This window comes from Streptomyces sp. SLBN-8D4, assembly GCF_049739545.1.
Lineage (GTDB): Bacteria > Actinomycetota > Actinomycetes > Streptomycetales > Streptomycetaceae > Streptomyces > Streptomyces canus_C.
This window is the reverse complement of record NZ_JBMGQC010000001.1, coordinates 1,130,348-1,146,306: the sequence shown is the minus strand read 5'-3', so window position 1 is coordinate 1,146,306 and position 15,959 is coordinate 1,130,348. Positions and strand designations below refer to the sequence as shown.

Below are 15,959 nucleotides of genomic sequence, written 5' to 3'. Positions count from 1 at the left end.
GCCTAGTCCGGTTCCATGTAGGGGCGGCGGAAGACCGGCGCCTGGCCGGTACCCCATGGCCGTACGGTGGCCAGCGCCCGGGAGACAGCGTGTTCCAGCGGCCCGCTGGTGTCGACGGTGACGGCCTCGGGCCACGCGGCCTCCCTCGCCGCCATGGCGGCGGCGACGTCGAGGTCGGCGTCGGACGGCCCGGGAGCACGTGTGCTCAGGCGGGCCGCGGCGACCTCGCCCGGTACCTGACAGTGCAGGGCCGTCAGGTCGGCGCTGGTGAGCTCGGCCACGCGCTGTGCCGCCGTACGCTGCTCGGCTGTGGACCAGGTGGCGTCCAGTACGACGGACTCACCGGCCGACAGCAGGGCCGCCGCGCGATCGAGCAGGGCGGCGTACGTCCGCGCCGTCCACTCGGGCGTGTACAACCCCTCTCCGTAGCCGGCCGCCGCCGACCGCTCCGGGGGAATGCCCGCCAGTTCCTTGCGGAGGCGGTCGCTGCTGAGGAGAGTGGCCTCCAGCCGGTCGGCGAGCGCACCGGAGAGGGTTGACTTCCCGCTGCCGGGCATCCCGCCGACGAGCGTCAGTCCGACGGGGGCGGTACGCAGGTGGCGCAGGGTCGTCGCAACCAGCCGCCGTGACGCCGACTCCGCGCCCGGCGCTCCCTGCCCCGCCTGGATGAGCGACACCTTGGCGCGGACGAACGCGCGGTAGGCGACGTAGTGGTGCCACAGCGACGGGGGCGCCGGGTCGCCGGAGTACTCGCTGTAACGGGCGAGGAAGAAAGCCGCCGCCTCCGGAGCGCCCAGTTGTTCGAGGTCCATGGCGAGGAAGGCGGCGTCGTCGAGACCGTCGACGTACCGGAGGCGGTCGTCGAACTCAAGGCAGTCCAGTACGCGGGGTCCGTCGTCGAGGCAGAAGACGTCCTCGGCGAGCAGGTCGCCGTGGCCGTCGACCACCCTCCCCTGCTCGATGCGGGAGTCGAACAGCCCCTCGCGGCCGGTGAGATAGCGGCGCACCAGCCGTTCGACCTCGGGGACCCCGTCGGGCACGGAGCCCTCGCCGGTCAGTGCGCGGATCTGCGCGAAGCTCGCCTCCCAGCGAGAGGACAGCGCGTCCCGCGTGCCCTGTTCGTCCACCTCCCGGCCGCGGGGCGCCTCGGCGTGCCACGTGGCGAGCCGCCGCGCCACGGTCCGCAGCACGTCGTCGAGCGGGGCACCCCTGCGCACCAGCCGGGACAGTCGTCGGTCCGCCGGCATTCGGCGCATCACCACGATTGGTTCCGGCGCCTCGGATTCAGGGGCCGAGACCTCGCCCAGGCCCAGGTAGACGTCCGGCGCGAAGCGGCGGTTGAGGGCGACCTCGCGTTCGCATGCCGCCCTGCGGGCTGTCCGCTCGGTGTAGTCGAGGAAACCGAGGTTCACGGGTTTCTTGACCTTGTAGGCGCGGTCGCCGGCGAAGAACAGGATCGCGGTGTGGGTCTCGCACACCTCGGCCCGCGGCGGGCGGGGGCCGGGGTGGCCGGGCTCAGTCATGGGGGACGACGGCGACGGGGCAGCGTCCGTGGTGGAGGGCGGCGTGGGCGACGGGGCCCAGGTGGGGTGCCACACCGTGCCGGTGCGCGCGACGGCCGACGACCAGCAGCGCGGCGCCCTCGGCGGCCTGGACGACGGCCTTGGCGGGGCTCGCCAGACGGATGCTGTAGTTCACCTCCACCTGCGGGTACTTCTCGTGCCAGGGTCGGAGCGCCCTGCTCAGCTCCTTCTGCGCGTCCTTCGTCAACTCCTCGGTGACGGTGTGGTCCGCACCCCAGGGCGTGCGCGCGTGGAGCGGCACACTGCGGCCGTGCACGGCCAGCAGGGACACGTTCCGGGCCGCCGCGGTGTGAAAGGCGAAGTCGAGCAACTCCTCACCGGAGTCGCGCAGTTTCAACGCAACCACCACGCCACTCGCGGGTGCGGGGGACGGCCCCTCCTGCGTCGGCTCCGCGCGGACCAGGACGACCGGCCGCTCGGCACGTGCCACGACCGGCATGCTGACGTCGCCCATGAAGTAGCTCTCGACGGCCTCCAGCCCCCGGGAGCCGAGCACGAGCATCTCGGAATCCGAGGCGGCTCGGAGCAGTGCCTCCTGGGCGTCCTCGGCAACCAGGCTCCCGACGACGGTCAGGCCCGGATGGCGGGTCTGCAGCTCCGCCTGTGCGGTGTGGACGAGACGCTTCGCCCAGTAGTTCTGGTCGACTTCGCCCGGCATCCGGGCCGGTTCCGGCGCCAGCAGCGGCCACGCGTGCAGCAGCCGCAGGGTGAGCTTGCGCTTCTCGGCCTCGTCGGCGGCCCAGCGGGCGGCGGAGAGGCTCTCGGGTGAGCCGTCCAGGCCCACGGTGACGACTGGCTGCATGGCGGCGGCCTCCGTCTCGTACGAAGCTGGAGATGACGGTGGATGACAGTGACCGGGTCCGGTGGCGCCTTAGGACCGAACGTCGCCGACATGCCGGGCGTGGTGCGTTCTCTCCCTTCGAGAAGTACCCCAATCCCCTCCGACGCGCATGTGGACCAGAGAGGACGAGGAGCCCGGAGAACACGCACCCGGTACGAGAGGAGACCGGAGCGGTGACCATTCCCCTGGTCGTCGGCGTCGACGGGTCCGAGGCGAGTCTGCAGGCCGTGGACTGGGCCGCGGAAGAGGCGTTCCGGCACGGGGTGCCGCTGCACCTCCTGCATGCCGCGGCCGGGGAGTCCGAGGCGTCCGACGTGATCGCGACGGCCGCGCTCCGCGCGGGGCAACGTGCTTCCGCGGTACGGCTGTCGAGCGAGGTGGTGCCGGAGGAGCCTGCTTCCGCCCTGGTCGACCAGGGGCGCAACGCCTTCGCACTGGTGCTCGGGTCCAGGGGGCTGGGTGACCTCGCAGGGATGCTGCTGGGCGGGGTCAGCCTGGCCGTGGCGGCGCGGGCGGACTGTCCGGTCGTGGTGGTGCGCGGCGCGGCGGAGCACCGACAGGCCCGGTTCGGAAGGGTCGTCGTCGGCGTCGAGGAGGGCGAAGGCAGTGGCACGGCCGTGCGGTTCGCGTGCCGGGAGGCGCGGGTGCGGCGTTGCCCGCTGGTGGCGGTGCACACCTGGAGTGGTCGACCGGGTCGTCACACGGTGCCTCCGCCGCCGAACTGGTACGTCCCGGAGGCCCCACGGCGCCCTCCGGCCCAGGTACTCGACGACGCGCTGCGTGAGGCGGCGGATGCGTCCGGCGAGCCCGTGGTGACCCGTCGGGTGATCGAGGGCCCGGCCCGCCGGGCGCTGCTGGACGCCGCGTCGGAGGCGGACCTGCTGGTCGTCGGCGCGCGCAGGCGGCAGGGCCACATGGGCCTGCAACTGGGGCTGGTCAACCACGCGCTGCTGCACCACGCGCCCTGTCCCGTCGCGGTCGTGCCCCAGATATGAGGTGGCTCCCCGGGGCCAGAGGGCCGGCCCACCAGGGACCTTCGGCCCATGACCCGAACCCATTGGTGTCCGAAACTGGACCAGAGGCGGGGGGAAGCGACCAGCGACCCGCTGGAGGCCGACCCATGAACGTGCAAGGATCGCCGTACGCATCCGGTTCGCCCTCGCCGCGCGGCGAGCACCTGCCACCACGCGCGAACCCGTTGAGGCGTCCGTCCGACAGGTTCGAGTGGTGGTTCCGTCGTCTTCTGACGATCCTCCTTGTCGCGGGGCTGCCCGTGGCCGCCTACGGCGCGGGGATGACCGCATACCAGGCGTCGATGCGCACCGTCCGAGCCCAGACGGCCGAACGGCACGAGGTCACCGCCCGCCTGACCGGGGACGTCAGGCGGGAGAAGAACAGCGTGGCGAAGCAGCCGGCGCAAGTCCGCTGGACTGAGGCAGGCGGCGTCGTGCGGACCGGAGCCGCCCTGGTGAAGCCCGGAACGTCCAAAGGCACCGCCGTGCGCGTGTGGGTGGACCGGAACGGAACCGTCACCAGTCCGCCGACGAACACGCTCAACGCGAAGACCACCGGGTGGCTGCTGGGCGGCGCGGTGGCGTTCGGCATGGCCTACAGCTCCTACGCGCTCTGGCTGGGCACGCGTCTGCTGCTGGACCGCGGAAGGTACGCGCAGTGGGAGGCCGAGTGGGAGCGGGCGGAGCCGCTGTGGTCCGCGCGTTTCCGCCGGTGACGAGCCGACGACCGGAAGCAGACCGCGCAAGCAGAGGAGGTGGCACCCATGTCGGACGCGACGACCACCGATCTGTACGAAGTCACGATGGCGATGTCCTACCTGCGGGAGGGGATGACCGCCCCGGCGACATTCAGCTTGTTCGTACGTGATCTGCCTCCCGGGCGCGGCTTCCTGATCGCAGCCGGGCTGGAGTCCGCCCTGGACCACCTGGCCGGCTTCCGCGTCGGGCCCGAGGACGCCGACGCCTTCGCCGCCGCGCTGCACCGGCCACCGCGAGACCTGGAGCCGCTCCTCGGCCTGGAGTTCACCGGCCGGGTGCGGGCGGTGCCGGAGGGACGGGTCGTGCTCGCGGGTGAGCCCCTGCTGGAGGTGACGGCGCCCCTTCCACAGGCGCAACTGGTGGAGACGTACGTGCTCAACCTGCTCAGCCATCAGACGGCGGTCGCCTCGAAGGCCGCGCGCTGTGTGCTCGCCGCGGCCGGACGCCCGGTGGTGGATTTCTCGCTGCGGCGTACCCACGGCCCGCAGGCCGGATTCCAGGCCGCTCGTCTCGGCGCACTGGCCGGTTTCGCCGGCACCAGCAACGTGGCCGCGGCCACCGCCCTGGGCATACCCGCCGTCGGCACCATGGCCCACTCCTACGTGGAGGCGTTCGCGTCCGAGGACGAGGCGTTCCGGGCCTTCGCCCGCACCCACCCCGGCCCGGTGACCCTGCTGGTGGACACCTACGACACCGAGGAAGGCGTCCGCGTCGCGGCACGCGTCCTGCGGGACCTGGACCGCGGGCCCGGCTGCGCCGTACGGCTGGACAGCGGCGACCTCGGAGCCCTCGCCGCACGCACACGGGCAATCCTCGACCGGGCCGGCCGGCCGGACGTGCAGATCGTCGCCAGCGGCGGTCTCGACGAGTACGCCGTGGACGACCTGGTGCGCTCCGGAGCACCGATCGACACCTACGCCGTCGGCACGCGCGTCGGGGTGTCGGCCGACGCACCGTATCTGGACTCCGCGTACAAGATGGTGGAGTACGACGGCCGCCCCGTGATGAAGCTGTCGTCGGCGAAAGTCACGGCACCCGGCCCCAAACAGGTTTTCCGCAGTCCCGGCCACGCGGACGTGATCGCTCTCGCCGACGAGCAGCCACCGGACGACGGCGTCGCGCTGCTGGAGACGGTGATGGAGAACGGCCGGCGCACCGCCGCGCGGCCCCCGCTCGACGAGTGCCGGGCGAGGTGCGCCGCAGACCTGAGCGACCTGCCCTCCGCGGCCCGCCGGATCCGGACGCCGGTCGCACCCCGCGCCACGACCTCGCAGCGGCTGAACACGCTCACCGCCCGCGTCCGGCACGGCATCGAGGAGCAGCTCGCGTCACAGCGGTCGGTACCGACATGAGGAGGAAAGCGATGCCGCATACCTTGGAATGGAAGGTCCGTCTCCACCTCTTCGAGGACGACGACGGAACGACGAAGGCCCATCTGGTGCTGGACACCGGCACCACGGAGCTCACCGGCCACGGCGCCGCGCACTGCCATCCGGCGGATGCCGATGTCCCGGAGATCGGTGACGAGTTGGCGGCCGGCCGTGCGCTGAACGACCTGGCCCGGCAACTGCTGCAAGCCGCCGAGCGCGACATCGAGGGAGTGGGCGCACCCCGGCCGAACTCGCGCGAGAGCGCCGCGTGGTCCCTGTGAACCCGCATGCAAGGCCCCATCCGAGGCCGAAGTCCGTGAAACCGAGGAGGGAACACTCATGACACACCCCGCACGACACACCAGCGGCGCGCTTCCGGCTGCCATGCGTGAGCTGGACGACCTCCGCACCAGGGTGGACCAGCTGATGCACGCCGCCTTCACCGGCGGCGGATGGCCCGCGTTCGGCGGGACCGAGCCTTGGGCGCCCATGGCCGACATCGAGGACGCCGAGGACGCCTACCTGGTGGAGCTGGAGCTGCCCGGTATGGACAAGGACCAGATCACCGTGGAGGTCTCCGAGGGCGAGCTCGACGTCCACGGTGAGGTCAAGCAGCGGGAGCACTCCGGGGCGGTGCGTCGGCACACCCGGCGCATCGGCCAGTTCGACTACCGCGCGACGCTGCCTCCGAACGCCGACACCGAGCACATCAGCGCGGATCTGAGCAACGGCGTCCTCACGGTCAGAGTCCCCAAGACCGAGAAAGGGCAGACCCAGCGCATCGAGATCACCGGCTGAGCCCGGACACCCACGCCAGGCACAGCACCATCCGGGAAGAAGGGGCGTTCACCATGCGAGCTCACCTCGGCGACCAGCTCGTCATCGAAAGCACGAAGTCCGGCGCCGCCCGGCGCGACGGGGAGATCGTGGGACTCCATCACACCGACGGCACACCGCCGTACGACGTGCGCTGGTCGGACACGGACGAGGTGACGCTCGTGTTCCCCGGGCCCGACGCGCACATCCACCAGCTGGAGCACGGAGGGCCTGGGACGCCTCACGTGCCTGTCGCACCGGACGCTGCCGAGGCGGAGGCAACCTCCCGGGCAGTCCCGCCGGCCGGTGCGGCCAACCCCGGTGACATCGGCCGGCGCGTGGCCGCCGAGCGCCGCAGACAGGGACGCGGCCGCGAGGAGACGGCCCGCCGCGCCCGGATGTCGCCCGGCTACCTCGCTTACCTGGAGGAACACCCCGCCGACCCGAGCGTGGCGGCCCTCATCAGACTGGCCGACGCCCTGGGTACGACGGCCGCCGCTCTGCGCGGAGGAGGCATCGACCTGCCACCGGGCCAAGGACACGCGCTGCTGCATCCACGGCTTCGGGACCTCGGACCGGACGAGTGCCGCGCCCTGCTGTCCACCCACGGCGTGGGGCGCGTCGCGGTGCCGTCGCCCGACGGCCGTCCGGCGGTCGTCCCGGTCAACTACGAGGTCGTCGGGGAGACCATCGCCTTCCGGACAGCCCCCGACTCGCTGCCCGCAGCGGCCGTCGGGACGGAGGTCGCCTTCGAGGTCGACCACGTGGACGACGCCCTGAGCCGTGGCTGGAGCGTGCTCGCCGTCGGACCCGCGAGCGTCGTCACGGAACCCGACGCCGTGCGCGGTCTGGCCGAGCGGGCCCACACCACACCCTGGCCGGGTGGCGAACGCGAGATGTGGGTGTCGATCCGCCCCACGAGCCTCACCGGCCGCAGGATCACCACGGCAGACCAGTAGGCGGCTCCGGACGGGGATGCGCCGACGACTCGCGAGGGAGTCCGCAGTGAACCCACGAGCACCGTCCGACGAGCGGGTGAGGTCGCTGGTCCATGACGCCACCGCGGCCCCGTCGATGCACAACGCACAGCCCTGGCGCTTCCGTTACCTCCGGCATGCCCGTACTTTCGAGCTGCGTGCCGACTTCGAGCGCACCATGCCGCACGCCGACCCCGACACTCGTGGCCTTCATCTCGGCTGCGGCGCCGCCCTGCTGAACCTGAGGGTTGCCACCGTCCACGAGGGCTGGCACCCGGAGACCGCGCTGCTGCCGGACCTCGCCGACAGGGCCCACCTCGCGAGCGTACGGCTGGCGGGCCATGCCGACGGCGAGCGTGAACTCGGCGCGCTGCACCCGGCGATCCACCAGCGGCACAGCAGCCGTAACCCGTTCGAGGAGAGGCAGATCCCCGAGCCCGTGCGTGAGGCTCTGCGCGCCGCCGCGCGTGCCGAAGAGGTGACGCTGACGTTCCCCACCTCATGGCATCTGCGGGAGGTCCTGGAACTCTTCCTGGAAGCAGAGGCCCGCAACCTCACCGACCCGGGCAGCGACCAGGATCTGGCCCGCTGGACCGTCGGCGACGACCTGCGTGTGGGCGCCGCCGACGAGGGTGTCCCGTCCTACGCGTACGGGCCGCGCAAACGCGGGGGAAAGGCACCCATGCGGGACTTCGCGGGCTCCCGGCAGGTGGCGGGACGACACGCCGCCGACTTCGAACAGAATCCACAGCTGGCCCTCGTCAGCACGGTCCACGACCGCCCGGAGGACTGGCTCCGCGCCGGCCAGGCAATGGAACGTGTGCTGCTGCTGGCGACCCTGCACGGTCTGTCGAGTTCCTTCGCCACCCAGCCCCTCGAATGGACGGACCTGCGCTGGCCCCTGCGCGATCCGTCGACCGGAACGGGCTTCACCCAGGTCGTGCTCCGCCTGGGCTACGGCCCGGGGGGTCCCGGCGCCCCGCGCCGCCCGGTCTCACAGGTCCTCGATATTCGGCCATGACCGAGGAACCGGCAGATCACGCGTCCCCTGCTCGGTCGGAGGCGGCCTCCTCGCCGCTGAGCCTGGCCTCGACGTCGACCACGCCCTCCACGGCGCGGACGAGGCGTTCGGCGACCCAGGCGAGCGACGGGTCGTGGACCTGTCCACGAAGGGTGACGATCCCGTCGTGCGCGGACACGTGGATCGTGCGACTGAGCGCGGGGAATGGGTACGACACCACCTTGCGGCGCACTTCCTCCTCGATGTCCTCGTCCGGCCGCAGGAAGACCTTCAGCAGGTCGCCACGGCTGACGATGGCCCGCAGCCGCCCCACGTCGTCGACCACAGGCAGACGCTTGACGTGCTCCACGGCCATGATCCGGGCCGCTTGGGCCAGGGTGACGTGCCGGCGACCATGATGGCGGGGACGCTCATGACCTCCCCGGCGGTCACCGCTCCCGCCTTGGCGAGGTCGGACGGGCTCCGCAGCTGCTCGGCGTGGGCGAGGTCGCGGTCCCGGAACTCCTCCTTGGGCAGCAGATCGGCCTCGGGGACCACACCGACGACCCGCCCGTCGGCCTCCACGACCGGCACGGCGCTGACATGCCCCTCGGCCAGGGCCCGCACGATGTCCTTGAACCTCGTGTCGCGCCGGACGGCCACCACCGGGTAGGTCATCACGTCACTGACGATGTGTGGGGTATCGGGCATGTCTGGTCCTTGAGGGTCGCAGGTTCGCCCCATGTCCCCAGCATCACGGGGCCCCGGACCACCGCAACCCGACCCGGGCCGCCCCGACCTGTGTCGCGGTGGCTCGCGGGCGGTGCGACGGTATTCACAGGGGCTCTCTCAGCAGCCGGACGGGAAGGCGGTGGCGGCGATGGAACTCCCGCTGGTCGTGGGCGTCGACGGATCGGACTCCAGCCTGCTGGCGGTGGACTGGGCGGTGGACGAGGCGGCGCGGCACGGACTGCCGCTGCGGCTGCTCCATGCCTTCCGGTGGGAGCGTTACGAGCGTGCCCTGCCGCAGTTCACCACCGGTCGTCGCGCAGGGGAGGTGATGGCGCAGAACATCGTCGCTTCCTGCGCGCAACGGGCCGGGCTCCGGGAACCGGAGGTGAAGGTGTCCGAGGAGGTCCTGCCCGACGACGCCGTGTCCGCCCTGCTGCGCGCTGCGCCCGACGCGTTCGTCCTGGTCGTGGGGGAACGCGGACGGGGTGAGGTGTCCGGGCTGCTCCTGGGGTCGGTCAGCCTGGCCGTGGCTGCGCGCGCGGCGTGCCCGGTCGTCGTGGTCCGGGGTGCGCCCCCCAACATCCGGGGGTCCCTCGGCCGCATCGTGGTCGGCGTCGGCGACGCGGCCGAGCGCACGGGTGCCGTACGGTTCGCCGCCCGCGAGGCGCAGGCACGCGGCTGCGCCCTGACAGCCGTACGGGCATGGCGCCGCCCGGCCCACGAGCACGGCGACGATCCTCTCGTCGCGGACGACGCCGCCCAGGCGCTCGACGAGCGGGCCTCCACCGAGTTGGAGGACGCACTGCGCGAGGCTGTGCGGGAACACCCCGACCTGTCCGTCCGCCGCCACACCGCCGAAGGCCCGGCCCACCGCGTCCTGCTCGACGCGGCGGCCGACGCCGACCTGGTCGTCGTCGGAGCCCAACGCAGGCACGGTCACTTCGGCCTGCAACTCGGCAGGGCCGCCCACACCCTGCTGCACCACTCCGCGTGCCCGGTGGCCGTCGTCCCCCAGCGGGTCTGAGACCCACGCGTGGCCCGTCCTGCCGAGCCGAGAAGAGAGCGCGGGATGTCGGAGTGGACGTGGGAGTGGAAGGGCTACGACCCCGCGGGCGAGCGGCTGCGGGAATCGCTGTGCACGCTGGGCAACGGCTACTTCGCCACGCGCGGAGCGGTGCCCGAGTGCCGGGCAGGTCTCGTGCACTGTCCCGGAACCTATGTCGCCGGGTGCTACAACCGCCTGGAGTCGACGGTGGCGGGACGGCAGGTGGTGAACGAGGACCTGGTCAACCTCCCGAACTGGCTGTTTCTGCGGTTCCGGGTGCGCCGCGTGGGAGGACCGTGGGGGGCTTGGTTCACCCCGGACACCCATCCCGTCCTGGACCATCGGCACACCCTGGATCTGCGCCGTGCCACGCTCACCCGCACCTTCCGCCACCGGGGGGACGGGGTCGGTGTGCTCGGCGTCGAGCAGACCCGGCTGGTGCACATGGGGGATCCCCACCTGGCCGCGCTGCGGACCGTCTTCACGGCCGACGGCTGGTCGGGGGAGATCGAGATCGAGTCCGGTGTCGACGGCGACGTCATCAACGGCAACGTGCACCGCTACCGTGCCCTCGAACGCCGCCAGCTGACCGGCGTTCGAACCGGGTTCAAGGAGCCCAGCACGGTGTGGCTGAGCTGCCGCACCAGCAGCTCCGGCATCCAGGTCGCCATGGCCGCCAGGACGGTCGTCACAGGTCCCTCCCCGGTCATGGGGGAGTTCCACCCGACCCGCCGCCGTGCCGTCCAGCGCCTTGTGGTCCCGCTCGCCCCCGGTCGGCCCGTCGCCGTGGAGAAGACCGTCGCCCTGCACACCTCGCGCGACACGGCGATCAGCGACCCGCTCGGCGCGGCGATCGACCGGGTGTCCACGGCGGCCGGCTTCTCCCTCCTGCTGGATTCCCATGCCGCCGCATGGGAGCGACTGTGGCGGCGCGCGGAGCTCCAGGTGCCCGGCCGGGCCGGCCGCGTCCTGCGCTTCCACCTCTTTCACCTCCTGCAGACCCTGTCCCCGCACACCGCGGACCTCGACGTGGGCGTCCCGGCCCGCGGGCTGCACGGCGAGGCGTACCGCGGCCATGTGTTCTGGGACGAGCTGTTCGTCCTGCCGTATCTCAACCTGCACTTCCCGGAGGTCTCCCGGGCCCTGCTCGACTACCGGTACCGGCGCCTGCCGCGGGCCTGCCGGGTGACCGCCGAGGCAGGCCGGGCTGGGGCGATGTACCCCTGGCAGAGCGGCAGCGACGGCCGCGAGGAGAGCCAGGAATGGCACCTGAACCCCCACTCGGGACGCTGGCTGCCCGACCGCTCCCGGCTCCAGCACCACGTGGGCTCGGCGATCGCCTACAACGTCTGGCAGTACTGCGAGGCCACCGGCGACACGGAATACCTGCACACCAAGGGCGCCGAGATGCTCCTGCAGATCGCCAGGTTCTGGGCCGGCCTCGCGGCCTACGACCCCGGCACGGGCCGCTACCGCATCCGGCGCGTGGTCGGCCCCGACGAGTACCACGACGCCTACCCGGACGCCGCCCTGCCGGGGCTGGACGACAACGCGTACACGAACGTCACCGCCGCCTGGGTCCTCGTCCGCGCCCTGGACCTCCTGCGGCGCCTTCCCGCCTGGCGCCGCGACGAACTGCGCGACCGGGTCCGGCTGGACGCCGGGGAACCACCCAAGTGGGACGAGATCTCCCGACGGCTGCTGGTCCCCTTCCACCAAGGGGTCATCAGCCAGTTCGAGGGATACGGCGATCTCGCCGAGCTGGACTGGGACGCCTACCGGGCCCGCTACGACAGCATCCGGCGGCTGGACCGGATCCTGGAGGCCGAAGGCGACACGGTCAACCGCTACCAGGCGTCCAAGCAGGCGGACGTCCTCATGCTCGGCCACCTCTTCTCGACCGCCGAACTCGGGCAGCTCTTCGCCCGCCTCGGCTACGACGTCGATGACGAGGTCTGGCGCAGAACGGTCGACCACTACCTGCGCCGTACCAGCCACGGCTCCACCCTCAGCGGGCTGGTCCATGGCCTGGTGCTGGCCAGAGCCCGTCGGGCCGAGGCATGGCAGTACGTCCAGGAGGCCCTGGAGGCCGACGTCGCCGACATCCAGGGCGGTACGACCGGCGAGGGCATCCATCTCGGGGCGATGGCCGGAACCCTCGACCTGGTCCAGCGCGGTCTGACCGGCCTGGAGACCCGCGAGGACGCCCTAAGGTTCGACCCGGTCCCCCTCCCCGCGCTCTCCGAGTACGGGTTCTCGCTGCGCTACCGCGGTCACTGGGGCGTGAGCGTACGGCGCCGCAGCGGACAGCTGGAGATCCGCGTGCCGGACTCGGAGGAGTCACCGCTGCGCGTGGTGCTGGCCGACCGGGCCGTGACCGTCGCGCCGGGGGAGACCTGCACCCTCGTGGTGCCGACGAGCTGAGGATCACGTCGCTGTCATCGGAGTGCCCCCCGACCGGCCGCCTCGTGCACCGTGCCGGACACGCGTACCGCGGTGACCTTGTACTCGGGGCAGGACGTAACGGTGTCCGTGTGGTCGGAGGTGAGGCGGTTCACGCCGCTCGCGGGAAAGTGGAAGGAACCGAACACCTGGCCGGGTGGAGTCTGCTCGCTGATGCGGGCGATGAGCCGGGCCCGGCCGTGCCGGCTCTCCACGGTGAGCCGTGCGCCGTTGCGTACGTCGTAGCGGGCGGCGTCGTCGGGGTGGAGGTCGAGGTGGTCGACGGGATCGAGCGCGAGATTGCCGCCACGACGGGTCATGCTGCCCGAGTTGTAGTGCGCCCAGCGCCGCCCGGTGACCAGAAGCAGCGGGAAGTCGTCGTCGGGTTGCTCACCGGGTGGGAGGTAGGGCGTCGCGGAGAGGCGGGCCCGCCCGTCCGATGTGGCGAACCGCTCCGCGTACAGCTTGGCCTCCCCAGGACGGCCGGGGTCCGGGCACGGCCACGGCACGGCGCCCTCCCGGTCCAGCCGTTCATGGGAGAGACCTGCGAAGACGGGCGCGACGCGCCCGCATTCGGCCAGGGCGTCGGCCGGAGTGGGGCAGCCCAGGCCGACCCCCATCGCAGAGGCGAGGGCGTGGATGATGTCGAAGTCGCTGCGTGCCTCACCCGGCGCGGGCACGGCGGGGCGGACCCGCTGGAACCGTCGGTCGAAGTTGACGAAGGTGCCGTCCTTCTCCAGCCAGGACGCGGCCGGCAGGACGACGTCGGCATGGCGGGCGGTCTCGGACAGGAAGAGTTCGTTGCACACCACGAGCGGGCACGCCCGAAGGGCTTCGGTCACCTGGTTGCTGTCGGGGTCGGTGGCGCAGACGTCCTCGCCGATGACCCACAGGGCCCGTAGATCCCCGGCTCGCGCGGCGGCGAACATGTCCGGGATCCTCCGGCCCGGGCGGTCCGGCATCCGCACACCCCACACTGCTTCGGCCCTGGACCGTACGCCGGGATCGGTCACCTTCCCGTAGCCGGGCAGCAGGTCGGGCAGCGCGCCCATGTCCGAGGCGCCCTGGACGTTGTTCTGGCCGCGCAGCGGATTGACACCGTAGCCGCGGTCGGTGCCGACGGCGCCGCGCAGGATCGCCAGTGCCGATGACTGCGAGTGCGGCCCCCACTGAAGACGGCCAAAGCACTCCCGCAACAGGGCGTTGACGTACCCCGAGTGCCTTGCCGGCAACCGTCCCGAGGGTGCTTCTGCGCGGAGCCGTGAGGCGACGAAGTCCCAAAGGAACGCTCCGGTCGGACTTCGTCGTCTCACGGACGCGCCGCATCGGGCTCACGATCATTCGGCCGGCGGCGCGGTCTGGTTTGGTTCGGTCGGCTGCTCAGCCTTCCGACTTGCCTGCGGTGAGGGTGGCGAGAGCGGCGTCGAGGCGGCGGGTGGCCTCCTCGGCGACCGGGCGCAGGGCGTCGAGTTCGGTGAGGGCGACCATCGTGCCGGGGTCCAGGACCTGTACGACCGTGCTGTCGCCGTCGCGGCGGACGACCACGTTGCACGGCAGCAGCAGGCCGATGGAACGGTCGGTGTCCAGGGCACGGTGGGCAAGGGGTGGGTTGCAGGCACCGAGGATGACGTAGTCCTCCATGTCATGGTCGAGCTTGGCCTTGAGAGTGGCGGTGACGTCGATCTCGGTGAGGATGCCGAAGCCCTGGTCGGCGAGGGCGTCGCGGGTGCGGGCGACGGCGGTGGCGAAGTCGGTGTCGAGGCGGACTGTGCGGTCGTGGCGCATGGGCGAGACCCTTCTCGGTGGCTTGAGCGGGGCGGGACGAGAGTCCGGCCCTGTGCGAGGTACTCGTAGGGCGTTTCCGGGCTTTTCCTGCCCTTGAAAATACCCCCAGGGGTACTCGTGCTACCTTCGTAAGTATACCCCCCGGGGTAATTCTTCTCTGGAAGGGAGCACAGCGTGTTCTTCGTCGACACGATCGAGGTGTCCGGGCTCGGCAACCGTGGTTATCTCGCCGGCGGTGAGCGGACGGCCGTCGCGGTCGACCCGCCCCGCGACGTCGATCAGGTGATCGCGGCGGCCGCACGGCGCGGGGTACGGATCTCGCACGTGGTCGAGACACACGTGCACAACGACTACGTCACCGGCGGCTTGGAGCTCGCCCGGATCGCGGGCGCGGACTACCTCGTGCCGGCCGGGGCGCGGGTGTCGTTCGAGCGGACGCCTGTGCGCGACGGTGATGTCACGGCTCTCGACACCGGCCTGGCGCTGCGCGCGCTGGCCACCCCCGGGCACACCCCGCACCACACCTCCTACGTACTGGAGGCGAACGGCACGGCGGTCGCCGTGTTCACCGGCGGGTCCCTGCTCATCGGCACCGTCGGCCGGCCCGACCTGGTCGAGCCGCGGCTGACCGAGCGGCTGGCCCGTGCCCAGCACGCGTCCGCGCACCGGCTGGCCGCCGAACTCCCGGACGACACCGCCGTACTGCCCACGCACGGCTTCGGCAGCTTCTGCTCGTCCTCCCAGTCCGAGGGCAGCGACACGACCATCGGCAAGGAGAAGGTGTCCAACGAGGCGCTCACCCGGGACGTCGACAGCTTCGTCGCCGATCTGCTGGCCGGTCTGGACGACGTGCCCGCCTACTACGCGCACATGGGCCCGGCCAACGCAGCCGGACCCGCGCCCGTCGACCTGACCCCGCCCGCCGTCGCGGACGCCGACGAGATCGCCGAGCGGCTGGACGCGGGGGAGTGGGTGGTCGATCTGCGCAACCGGGTCGCGTTTGCCTCCGGGCACCTCTCCGGGTCCTTCAACTTCGAGGTGGAGGGGCAGCTCGCCACGTATCTGGCCTGGCTGATCCCATGGGGCAAGCCGGTCACGCTGCTCGCCGAGTCGCCCGCGCAACTCGCCGCCGCGCAGCGGGAGCTGGTTCGGGTGGGCATCGACCGCCCCGCCGCCGCGGCCACGGGCGGCCCGGCCGACTGGGTGCGCGAGGGCGAGGCGCCGGCCTCGTTCCCGAGGGGCACCTTCGCCGACCTTGCGGGACGGAGCACGGACGTCGTCGTCCTGGACGTGCGCCGGACGTCGGAGCGGGCCGACGGATATGTCGAGGGCTCGGTGCACATCCCCGTCCACACCTTGCACCACCGTCTCGACGAGGTGCCCGACGGGCAGGTGTGGGTGCACTGCGCGGGCGGCATGCGCGCCGCGATCGCCGCCTCCCTGCTGGACGCCTCAGGTCGTGACGTCGTCGCCGTGGACGACTCCTTCGACGCGGCCGAGAAGGCGGGACTCGCCCTCGGGCCCCGTGACGGCGCGGAGGCCGCCAAGGCCCGCCGATCTTCCCTGACGACGTGACGAACAGGAGCCAGAAACCGA

At 72.1% G+C, this 15,959-nt stretch carries 14 protein-coding genes and 1 pseudogene; 10 read left to right on the top strand and 5 right to left on the bottom strand.

The annotated features are described in order from the left end of the window. Window positions 1–2: 2 nt before the first annotated feature. Complete coding sequence (locus RKD20_RS05315; RefSeq protein ID WP_424876641.1) at window positions 3–1,523, bottom strand: AAA family ATPase; 1,521 nt, start codon at window positions 1,521–1,523, stop codon at window positions 3–5. Continuing rightward, window positions 1,516–2,385, bottom strand: coding sequence for a universal stress protein (locus RKD20_RS05310; protein WP_424876640.1), 870 nt, complete (start codon window positions 2,383–2,385; stop codon window positions 1,516–1,518). Before RKD20_RS05310 ends, RKD20_RS05315 begins: the two co-directional genes overlap by 8 nt. Before the next feature lie 212 nt (window positions 2,386–2,597). Here RKD20_RS05310 and RKD20_RS05305 point away from each other — a divergent pair, with 212 nt between their 5' ends. From RKD20_RS05305 to RKD20_RS05275, 7 genes are all read left to right on the top strand, one after another. Further along, a complete protein-coding gene (locus tag RKD20_RS05305; RefSeq protein ID WP_424876639.1) occupies window positions 2,598–3,419 on the top strand; it encodes a universal stress protein in 822 nt (273 codons plus the stop codon). Between the two features lie 125 nt (window positions 3,420–3,544). Next, window positions 3,545–4,153: an Rv1733c family protein gene (locus RKD20_RS05300; RefSeq protein WP_424876638.1), complete on the top strand. Its 609-nt coding sequence runs from the start codon at window positions 3,545–3,547 to the stop codon at window positions 4,151–4,153. Window positions 4,154–4,201: 48 nt separating this feature from the next. Further along, entirely contained in the window at window positions 4,202–5,548 is a 1,347-nt protein-coding gene (locus tag RKD20_RS05295) for a nicotinate phosphoribosyltransferase (RefSeq protein WP_424876637.1), read from the top strand. An 11-nt stretch (window positions 5,549–5,559) separates the two neighbouring features. After that, the gene (locus RKD20_RS05290) at window positions 5,560–5,847 is read left to right on the top strand and encodes a DUF1876 domain-containing protein (protein ID WP_424876636.1); all 288 of its coding nucleotides are present in this window, start codon (window positions 5,560–5,562) and stop codon (window positions 5,845–5,847) included. 58 nt (window positions 5,848–5,905) lie between these two features. Beyond that, window positions 5,906–6,364 (top strand): Hsp20/alpha crystallin family protein, encoded by a 459-nt coding sequence (locus RKD20_RS05285; protein ID WP_424876635.1) that lies wholly within the window; start codon window positions 5,906–5,908, stop codon window positions 6,362–6,364. Between the two features lie 53 nt (window positions 6,365–6,417). Then, window positions 6,418–7,341, top strand: a complete 924-nt coding sequence (locus RKD20_RS05280; RefSeq protein ID WP_424876634.1) for a DUF1918 domain-containing protein — start codon at window positions 6,418–6,420, stop codon at window positions 7,339–7,341. Window positions 7,342–7,357: 16 nt separating this feature from the next. Beyond that, complete coding sequence (locus RKD20_RS05275; RefSeq protein ID WP_424876633.1) at window positions 7,358–8,380, top strand: Acg family FMN-binding oxidoreductase; 1,023 nt, start codon at window positions 7,358–7,360, stop codon at window positions 8,378–8,380. A 16-nt stretch (window positions 8,381–8,396) separates the two neighbouring features. Here RKD20_RS05275 and RKD20_RS05270 read toward each other — a convergent pair. After that, window positions 8,397–9,070 (bottom strand): annotated as a pseudogene (locus tag RKD20_RS05270) (CBS domain-containing protein). Window positions 9,071–9,239: 169 nt separating this feature from the next. On the opposite strand from RKD20_RS05270, the gene RKD20_RS05265 reads away from it, so the two are divergent. Next, complete coding sequence (locus RKD20_RS05265; protein WP_424876632.1) at window positions 9,240–10,115, top strand: universal stress protein; 876 nt, start codon at window positions 9,240–9,242, stop codon at window positions 10,113–10,115. 45 nt (window positions 10,116–10,160) lie between these two features. Continuing rightward, window positions 10,161–12,560 carry a glycoside hydrolase family 65 protein gene (locus tag RKD20_RS05260; RefSeq protein ID WP_424876631.1) on the top strand — a complete coding sequence of 800 codons (2,400 nt, stop codon included), beginning with the start codon at window positions 10,161–10,163 and terminating at the stop codon, window positions 12,558–12,560. 14 nt (window positions 12,561–12,574) lie between these two features. Here the strand turns inward: RKD20_RS05260 and RKD20_RS05255 are convergent, their stop codons facing one another. Together RKD20_RS05255 and RKD20_RS05250 are read right to left on the bottom strand one after the other, a co-directional pair. Next, entirely contained in the window at window positions 12,575–13,810 is a 1,236-nt protein-coding gene (locus RKD20_RS05255; RefSeq protein WP_424876630.1) for a molybdopterin oxidoreductase family protein, read from the bottom strand. A gap of 148 nt (window positions 13,811–13,958) precedes the next feature. Continuing rightward, window positions 13,959–14,363, bottom strand: a complete 405-nt coding sequence (locus RKD20_RS05250) for a DUF302 domain-containing protein (protein WP_424876629.1) — start codon at window positions 14,361–14,363, stop codon at window positions 13,959–13,961. A 174-nt stretch (window positions 14,364–14,537) separates the two neighbouring features. Between RKD20_RS05250 and RKD20_RS05245 the strand changes: the two genes are divergently transcribed. Then, window positions 14,538–15,938: an MBL fold metallo-hydrolase gene (locus tag RKD20_RS05245; RefSeq protein ID WP_424876628.1), complete on the top strand. Its 1,401-nt coding sequence runs from the start codon at window positions 14,538–14,540 to the stop codon at window positions 15,936–15,938. Window positions 15,939–15,959 lie beyond the last annotated feature (21 nt).